This is a genomic window from Citrobacter sp. Marseille-Q5395, from assembly GCF_947057495.1.
In the GTDB taxonomy this organism is placed as follows: domain Bacteria; phylum Pseudomonadota; class Gammaproteobacteria; order Enterobacterales; family Enterobacteriaceae; genus Citrobacter; species Citrobacter murliniae.
In genome coordinates this window covers 24553-32500 of the sequence record NZ_CAMSEL010000032.1, presented here as the reverse complement: position 1 = coordinate 32500, position 7948 = coordinate 24553, and the positions used below count along the sequence as shown (strand labels likewise).

General features: G+C 51.9%; 9 protein-coding genes and 1 pseudogene. 3 read left to right on the top strand and 7 right to left on the bottom strand.

Annotated elements, in window-relative coordinates; genetic code table 11:
- The 3 genes and pseudogenes from OH663_RS24425 to OH663_RS24415 all read left to right on the top strand — a co-directional run.
- A pseudogene (locus OH663_RS24425) lies at positions 1 to 234 on the top strand (hemin ABC transporter substrate-binding protein); the annotation flags it as partial.
- A complete protein-coding gene (locus OH663_RS24420) occupies positions 234 to 1226 on the top strand; it encodes a FecCD family ABC transporter permease (protein ID WP_045442149.1) in 993 nt (330 codons plus the stop codon). The pseudogene OH663_RS24425 and the gene OH663_RS24420, both read left to right, overlap by 1 nt.
- The gene (locus tag OH663_RS24415; RefSeq protein ID WP_200011653.1) at positions 1219 to 1998 is read left to right on the top strand and encodes a heme ABC transporter ATP-binding protein; all 780 of its coding nucleotides are present in this window, start codon (positions 1219 to 1221) and stop codon (positions 1996 to 1998) included. Before OH663_RS24420 ends, OH663_RS24415 begins: the two co-directional genes overlap by 8 nt.
- Here the strand turns inward: OH663_RS24415 and selO are convergent.
- The 7 genes from selO to ihfA form a co-directional block, all read right to left on the bottom strand.
- Positions 1995 to 3437: a protein adenylyltransferase SelO gene (gene selO, locus OH663_RS24410; RefSeq protein ID WP_200011639.1), complete on the bottom strand. Its 1443-nt coding sequence runs from the start codon at positions 3435 to 3437 to the stop codon at positions 1995 to 1997. The genes OH663_RS24415 and selO overlap by 4 nt on opposite strands.
- Before the next feature lie 61 nt (positions 3438 to 3498).
- Complete coding sequence (locus OH663_RS24405; RefSeq protein WP_045442140.1) at positions 3499 to 4212, bottom strand: EAL domain-containing protein; 714 nt, start codon at positions 4210 to 4212, stop codon at positions 3499 to 3501.
- 316 nt (positions 4213 to 4528) lie between these two features.
- A complete protein-coding gene (locus tag OH663_RS24400) occupies positions 4529 to 4993 on the bottom strand; it encodes a C40 family peptidase (RefSeq protein WP_045442137.1) in 465 nt (154 codons plus the stop codon).
- Positions 4994 to 5070: 77 nt separating this feature from the next.
- Complete coding sequence (gene btuD, locus OH663_RS24395; RefSeq protein ID WP_045442133.1) at positions 5071 to 5820, bottom strand: vitamin B12 ABC transporter ATP-binding protein BtuD; 750 nt, start codon at positions 5818 to 5820, stop codon at positions 5071 to 5073.
- Positions 5820 to 6371, bottom strand: coding sequence for a glutathione peroxidase (locus tag OH663_RS24390; protein ID WP_200011637.1), 552 nt, complete (start codon positions 6369 to 6371; stop codon positions 5820 to 5822). Before OH663_RS24390 ends, btuD begins: the two co-directional genes overlap by 1 nt.
- A 74-nt stretch (positions 6372 to 6445) precedes the next feature.
- A complete protein-coding gene (gene btuC, locus OH663_RS24385; protein ID WP_200011635.1) occupies positions 6446 to 7426 on the bottom strand; it encodes a vitamin B12 ABC transporter permease BtuC in 981 nt (326 codons plus the stop codon).
- 222 nt (positions 7427 to 7648) lie between these two features.
- On the bottom strand, positions 7649 to 7948 hold the full coding sequence (ihfA, locus tag OH663_RS24380) for an integration host factor subunit alpha (RefSeq protein ID WP_003030571.1): 300 nt from the start codon (positions 7946 to 7948) through the stop codon (positions 7649 to 7651).

The following is a 7948-nucleotide window of genomic DNA, read 5'->3' as shown; positions in this document are numbered from 1 at the left end:
CTGTCGCAAGAAGGTGTAATCGCCAGCCAGCCCGATCTGGTGGTGATCTCACAGGATGGCGTCAAGGCAATGGGTGGAGAAGCTAATCTGTGGTCACTACCGGGACTTGCGCAAACACCGGCTGGTCGCAATAAACAGGTGTTACAGATTGACGATATGGCATTGTTGGGCTTCAGCGTCCGGACTCCGCAGGCAATCCAGCAACTTCGTACCAAAGCGGAGCAATTGCCCTGATGTCACGGCATATCACCTGCTCTCTGTGGATACTGGCTTTTACGCTGGCATTGACGACAGTTCTGGCTACCGGTTTTGGCGCGTTGCGTCTGCCGGTGAGTCTTTTCTGGCGCGATGGCGATGATGCCCTGCGTCAAATCTGGCTAACCATTCGACTTCCCCGCGTACTGCTGGCGCTAGTGATTGGCGGTTCGCTGGCTCTGGCGGGTTGTGTGATGCAGGGGCTATTTCGTAACCCACTTGCCGATCCAGGATTGCTGGGGATCAGCAGCGGTGCTGCCTGCGCCGTCGCATTGTGGGTGGTATTGCCGATCACGTTGCCCGCTCTGCTGATGCTGTATGCGCCAATGTTGGCGGCGTTTCTCGGTGCGCTCGCTGCAACGGTGGTGATTTTTATCCTCAGCCAACAACGTGACAGTTCGCTGTCGCGTCTGTTGCTGGTCGGTATTGCCATCAATGCACTTTGTGGATCCGCAGTGGGCGTTTTGTCGTGGGTCAGCAATGATGCCCAACTGCGCCAGCTATCGCTATGGGGAATGGGCAGCCTGGGCTCAGCGCAGTGGTCTACTCTGCTGGCGGTAGCATCGCTAATGCTGCCGACTGTACTGGTCATCTGGCGTTTGGCCCCGGCGCTGAACCTGCTGCAGTTGGGGGAAGAGGAAGCTCACTATCTCGGCGTCGATGTGCGCATGGTTCAGCGTATTTTGCTGCTCTGCAGCGCACTGTTAGTTGCCGCCGCAGTGGCGGTTAGCGGTGTGATTGGATTTATCGGACTGGTTATTCCGCATTTACTGCGTATGTGGCTCGGTCCGGATCATCGCGCCGTGATCCCCGGCTCTGTCCTGGCTGGCGCTTTTTTGCTGCTGATTGCTGATACCCTCGCCCGCACTGCCGTTGCGCCTGCTGAGATGCCGGTCGGTCTGTTAACCAGTATTCTCGGTGCGCCCTGGTTTCTGTGGCTTATTTTTCGTCAGAGAGGGCCGCATGGCTGAATATTTAACTGCCGAAGGGCTGAGCTATCACGTTGCTGGCCGAACGGTTATTCGCGACGTTTCGCTCAACCTCGCCAGGGGCGAACTGGTCGCGCTGATCGGGCCTAACGGCGCAGGAAAATCGACTTTGCTACGACTGTTGACCGGATTTCTTAAACCCGATGCCGGGCGTTGTTTACTGGACGGGAGAACGCTTGGTGACTGGAGTACACAAGCACTGTCGCGCCATCGCGCGGTCATGCGTCAGCAAACACAGGTAGGATTCGACTGGCAGGTAGAAGCCGTTATTGCCATGGGGCGTGCCCCCTGGACCCAACAGCCCGAACCTGCACTTATCGCCCAGGTGATGGAAATGACCGGTTGTTTAACGCTGGCCGGTAGACACTACACCGCGCTATCTGGTGGTGAGCAGCAGCGCGTCCAGCTTGCGCGTGCACTGGCGCAGCTATGGCGTAACGGCGCGCCACGTGGCTGGTTATTCCTTGATGAACCCACTTCAGCATTGGATCTCTACCACCAACAGCATCTGCTGAGGCTGCTGAAGACACTGGCAATTCAGGGCGATCTGCATGTTTGTATCGTACTTCACGACCTCAACCTTGCAGCTCTGTGGGCTGACCGAATCGTGTTGCTCCATAACGGTAATATTGTTTCGCAGGGGGCACCGGACGCCGTATTGCAGGCCGATGATTTGATGCGCTGGTACGGCGCCCAAATTCATGTTGGCCAGCACCCGGCCAACGATTCTCCCCACGTTTTTCTCACACCTTAGCTTGAACAACTCACTTCCAGCCGTTTACCCCAGTCAGGTGGACGGCTGACATAATCATCATTACGATCGTCAAAGGGAGTACGTAGAGCAAGGTGCAATTGGTGCAACTCTGTGTAATCCCCCTTCTCTGCCAGGCTGATTGCCCTCTGCGCCAGCCAGTTACGTAAAACCAGTGCCGGGTTAGCCGCTTTCATCTGCGCCTGTCTGATATCGTCATCAACATTATCCTGTTGCAAACGCGACCGATAGCGTGCGAACCAGTCATCAAATGCGGTGCGATCGATAAACTCATCTCTCAGTGGAGATGATGCGCTGTGCTGCTCCGTCTGGCTTAGCATACGAAACGTTCGCGTATAGTCGCTTCCTTCACGCGCCATCAAACTAAACAGTTCGCTAAGCAGCTCGTTATCGTTTTTTTGCTCGCTAAAGAAGCCCAGTTTTTGCCGCATCCGTTGCCCGTAACGTGTGAGCAGCGCCAATTGATAGCTATCCAGCGCATCGTTTAGCGCATCGACCGGGATAAAAGGCGACAGGGTTTGTGCCAGACGCTGTAAATTCCACAGAGCTGCCGCCGGTTGATTGTCGAAACTGTATCGCCCCTGATGATCGGAGTGGTTACAGATGTAGTCAGGCACATAGTCATCCAGAAAACCAAACGGACCGTAATCCATCGTCAGCCCCAGAATCGACATGTTGTCGGTGTTCATCACCCCATGCGCGAATCCCACTGTTTGCCAGTCAGCGATCAACGTCGCGGTACGCGTGACGACGTCCTGAAACCACAGTTGATAACGGTCTGATTCAGACTGCCATTGCGACCAGTAGTGGCGAATAGCAAAGTCTGCCAACTGGCGGACTTTTTCCGGTTCGCGACGATAGTAAAAGTGTTCAAAATGACCAAAGCGCATATGGCTTTGTGCCACACGAATGAGCATCGCGCCCGCTTCCGTGGTTTCTCGCTGTACCGGCGTGTCACTGGTAACAATAGACAGCGCTCGTGTAGTCGGTATCCCAAGATAGTGCATCGCTTCGCTGGCCAAACTTTCCCGAATCGTAGAACGTAGCACTGCGCGTCCATCACCCATGCGGGAATATGGCGTCAACCCGGCGCCCTTGAGGTGCCAGTCAAGTATTGAACCATCTGCGAGCTGCTGTTCGCCGAGAAGGATCCCGCGTCCGTCGCCAAGTTGGCCGGCCCAAACACCAAACTGATGCCCGCTGTAAACCTGTGCTAAAGGCGACATGCCGGCAAAAAGCGACTCCCCCCCCCAAACGCCAGAGCCATCTGGAATATCAAACAGGTCTGCAGAAATGCCTAATTGTTCAGCCAGCACATCGTTATGCCAGATTACGCGCGCATTTCTCAAAGGGGTGGGTAAAAGTGCGGTATAGGTTGCTGGTAATTCATCACGCCAGCGGGTGGTAAAAGACAGGGTCATAAGGCCTCCTGTCACTAGTGTAGACTGTTAATGGTCTGTTAAACACCAGCAAAGAACAGGGTTATCCCTTCACCAGCGAGATTATCTTCGCGGGAGATACTGCAGGCCACAGTGCGCCCTGCATGGCGTTAAACCCCAGAGGCAATACTCGCGTCAGCATCTCCTGCGAATCAACCCCGCTAATAATGATTGATTCACAACTTGGGGATATTTGCGCCAGGATAGCTCGCATAAACGGCTCAAACGAAATATGCGCAATCCGTTGTTGCACAAAGTTTTTATCCAGCACAACTCGTTTAAAAAGACCATCAAAAATGGCCCGTGTTGATATGCCTCCGGCGCCAAAATTTGTCAGTATTAATGGAAAGCGCGTAGCTAATGCTGCCAGTGTTGGATTTTCTTTTCCGTTGTTTAACTCTGGATAACTTTCATTAATCGCCAGTTCAAGAAATGAAAATCGTTCAACACGTGATGCATATTCCGTATCTGATAATAAAGAATTAGCAACTGCCGGTGTTAAATTAATCCAGGCAGAAATTCCGCGCTGAATAAAAAAGTGTTGGCACGTTTCGATTAATTCAAGTTTTTCGGCAAATAAACGGCATTGTTCATCATCCGACAAACGAGGTAAGACCAGCTCAGTTGGCATGTGTACGACCCCATCCTGGCTGACAAAATTTGTGATGATATCGACGAACTCAAGGTCGCCATTTTCGCTTCTCGCAGGAAGAAAAGAGAACTCAGAATGATAAATATTATCCAGTGAAACAATCATTGTGCCAGCCCCGCAGCATGGGTGTTATCCGGCATCCTGTAGCAAAGGATGGAAAAATACGTCATTTCAGATGCAAATAGAGGCCCTTTCATTTTTCCCTTTTAGCCAGTAAATCGAATCCTTTTTTTTAGCTTATCCTGATTATAAACGAATATCCAGTTTTGTACTTTTTAATAACTCGCCATAAATCATATTTTTAGTAAAATACACTCTTGTTGCGCAAGGTTATTGCTGACTGGAAGTCATAAATGAAAGTTAGCTTTTAAATGATGATGGTGAGGCTACTCACTCGCCGGTAGCCTCATCATCCCTGAGATTAAATACGTCGTGCCTGCCAAAAGTTTTTACGCCAGTAGACATTATCAAGTGACGAACGCATCACCCCACGACTGGTTGACGCATGAATAAATTGATTATTGGTGTCATAAATACCGACATGCAGACCACTTTCTCCCGAGCCGGTTTTAAAGAAAACCAGATCGCCAGGCAGCAATTCATCTTTATCGATTTCCGTACCAATCTTCGATTGTGTGCGTGTATCGCGTGGCAGTTGTAAATCGAATTTGTCGCGCATCGTCATCAGTACAAATCCAGAGCAATCCACACCGCTGCGGCTCATGCCGCCATAACGATAGGGTGTTCCATGCCAGGTTTGTAGCTGGTCGTTAAGACCAGCGATGACGGCGATAGAATCCGACAATCGGGCATTTGGCGCAGGAGCGCGATGGCTGCTACACCCTGCTAAAAACAGTGCTGTGATGAAAATGAGCCAAAAACGCATTCAGGACGAATCCTCTGATTTTTATTTTTGTGCCAATTTAGCGTGGAAATTATGTGGTTTTCAAGAACCCATTTAACTTAAGTGGTTGATATGAGCATTCTGTGGCCTTCAATATCCAAACGACGGAAGTTTACGCCATAAGCCCGAGACAGGTTGGAAGGCGTCAGCACCACATCGCGAGAGCCGCTGGCCAGCAGCTTCCCTCGCTTGAGTAACCAGGCCTTATGCGCATGACGTAATGTATGATTAAGGTCATGGCTACTCATTACAATCGCTATCCCCTGCAGACAAAGCTGGCCCAATAGCCTGTCCAGCGCGTTTTGTTGCGCGACATCCAGGCTGTTCATCGGTTCATCTAACAGCAAAAGCTGACCATGCGGATTAGCCTGTGGGCAAATTTGCAGGATAACCGCTGCAAGACGCACGCGCTGCCATTCACCACCTGAAAGCTGGTTAACACCGCGTCCTAACTTATCTCCCAGTCCAAGCGCATCTGCTATCTCTTGTAACTGGTCAGTACGCGATTTGTCGGGCTGATGCAGCGTCAGAAAATGCCAGACCGGCATCGCAAACGGCGGGTTTTGTTGCTGCGCAAGATAAGCGCGGTATCGCGCCAGTTTTGCTGCGGGCCAGTCATCAAGCGCCATATCACCAAAGGTGATGGTTCCCTCTCCACTGGTTAAACCCGCCATACGCGCCAATAACGTGCTCTTACCGGCACCGTTTGGCCCCACTAAGTGCAGGATCTCCCCCGCTCTTACTTCACCGGATAGTGGGCCGAGCCGGGTCGATTCCGCCACATCCTGTAGCTGCATCAATAGAGACATTATTTTGTCAGCGCCGTCTTAATACTTTGCACAAGGACCGGATCATCAGGCTTCATATCCGGTGAAAAACGGTGCAGCACCTGTCCATCTCGCCCGACTAAAAACTTCTCAAAATTCCACAGGACATCGCCCGGGTGGAGCAGAGCGCGGCCTTTACTCACCATACGCGCCAAAAAACTGCTGTCAGCAGGTGCAGTAGCTGTCGGTATAGCGTCAATCAGCTTCTGATACAGCGGATGGCGCGCTTTGCCATTGACGTCGATCTTACTGAACATTGGGAAAGTAACGCCCCACGTGGTCGTGCACCAGGTCTTAATTTCTTCTTCGCTGCCAGGCTCCTGCCCAAGAAACTGATTGCAGGGAAAACCCAGTACGGTGAATCCCTGTTCATGCCAGGCTTTCTGGAGATTCTCCAGTTGCTCATACTGCGGCGTTAATCCACATTTCGAAGCAACATTGACAATTAATAACACTTTTCCGGCATACGCCTGCAATGTGATAACTTCCCCATCGATGGTCGTCACTTCTGTATTGAAAATAGTATTTTGCATAGCCTCTCCAGAACAACAGGTGGATAGTAAGCGTTCAATTTTCAGTTTTTAATCATAGACCGAACTGGGGCATTCTAGCGCCCGGACTTTAACAATAGCCAGATGAAAACAGGCGCGCCCATGGTGGCTGTCACTACGCCGATAGGCAGCTCGGCTGAAGCCAGCACCAAACGAGCAACAACATCCGCTAGCAGTAACGCTATCGCCCCTGCCAGCGCGCAGCCAGGCAGTAAAACACGGTGATCGGTCAGCCCACACAGTCGCAGAATATGAGGGATGACAAGCCCGATAAAACCAATCGCGCCGGCAAGCGCCACGCTGACACCCACCATCCAGCCTGTCGCGACCACCAGCAGGTTACGCCAGAACCATAAAGGCAGTCCCAGTTGTCGCGCAGAAGTCTCGCCCAGCGCCAGCATATTCATTGGCTGCGACTGACAGCAAATCCACAGCAAAACAGGGAGCAATGCAATCATCAGCCAGGTCTGTTGCCAGTCTACGCCGCCGAAGCCCCCCATCATCCAGTACATGAGCTGGCGCAGGTCAAAAGAGGTGGAAAAGTAGATAGCCCATGTCATCAGTGCACTACAGATAATACCCAGCGCCACGCCCGCAAGCAGCAGACGACTGGTGGACAGATGACGACGGGCAAAACGCAGAAGAATGAGCGTGATAATCAACGCCCCCGCAATCGCACATAAGCCCAATGCCCATCCAGGAAGCTGCCCCTGCCCCAGTAACACCGCAGCAATTAGCCCAACCCCTGCACCGTTAGACACACCCAGTAAGCCTGGCTCCGCGAGCGGGTTTTCAAATAGCGCCTGCATCACCGCGCCGGATATCGCCAGCGCAGCACCTACCAGTAAAACAGCGAGCGTGCGAGGAAGTCGAATCTGCCAGACAAACAAATCGCCACGAGCGCTAAACCAATCGCCGGGAGCGATCCATTGTTCTCCTGCGCACAAGCTTAGAATTGTTGCCAGCAACATCAGTACTGACAGAGACAGTATCCAGCGCACATTTCGTCGCTGTTGTTGATGAGCGAAAGTCAGCATGTTTTCCATTCTGCTGAAAAAAGATGGGGATGATTCTACGGTGCCGATTCGGCAGTGGAAAGGAAAAAGGCCGCATAGCGGCCTTTTTAGTTATACGCGTCATCCTTTATGCTGCTTCTTTGGTAGCTACGTTCAGCCCCCCGGTCACATAGCACGCTATGCTTCCGGGGTTTCCTCACCTGTCACCGCGATGCAACACAAATTATCTAGCGTATAGTTAAATTACTCTTCTTTGGGCGTTGCGTTTTCGACCCGACTCTTTAACTTCTGCCCGGGTCTGAAGGTCACCACGCGCCGTGCTGTAATGGGAATATCTTCGCCCGTTTTCGGGTTACGGCCCGGACGTTGATTCTTATCACGCAGATCGAAGTTACCAAAACCAGAGAGTTTTACCTGCTCACCATTTTCCAGAGCACGACGGATCTCTTCGAAAAACAGCTCGACCAGTTCTTTGGCATCCCGCTTGCTAAGCCCAAGCTTATCAAACAGATATTCTGACATTTCAGCTTTTGTAAGCGCCAT

What these genes read in the sequence shown, in the direction of transcription:
- btuC (WP_200011635.1), bottom strand. Translation starts at nt 7,426, where the DNA reads ATGCTGACTTTCGCTCATCAACAACAGCGACGAAATGTGCGCTGGATA.
- btuD (WP_045442133.1), bottom strand. Translation starts at nt 5,820, where the DNA reads ATGTCTCTATTGATGCAGCTACAGGATGTGGCGGAATCGACCCGGCTC.
- selO (WP_200011639.1), bottom strand. Translation starts at nt 3,437, where the DNA reads ATGACCCTGTCTTTTACCACCCGCTGGCGTGATGAATTACCAGCAACC.
- OH663_RS24415 (WP_200011653.1), top strand. Translation starts at nt 1,219, where the DNA reads ATGGCTGAATATTTAACTGCCGAAGGGCTGAGCTATCACGTTGCTGGC.
- OH663_RS24405 (WP_045442140.1), bottom strand. Translation starts at nt 4,212, where the DNA reads ATGATTGTTTCACTGGATAATATTTATCATTCTGAGTTCTCTTTTCTT.
- OH663_RS24390 (WP_200011637.1), bottom strand. Translation starts at nt 6,371, where the DNA reads ATGCAAAATACTATTTTCAATACAGAAGTGACGACCATCGATGGGGAA.
- OH663_RS24420 (WP_045442149.1), top strand. Translation starts at nt 234, where the DNA reads ATGTCACGGCATATCACCTGCTCTCTGTGGATACTGGCTTTTACGCTG.
- OH663_RS24400 (WP_045442137.1), bottom strand. Translation starts at nt 4,993, where the DNA reads ATGCGTTTTTGGCTCATTTTCATCACAGCACTGTTTTTAGCAGGGTGT.
- ihfA (WP_003030571.1), bottom strand. Translation starts at nt 7,948, where the DNA reads ATGGCGCTTACAAAAGCTGAAATGTCAGAATATCTGTTTGATAAGCTT.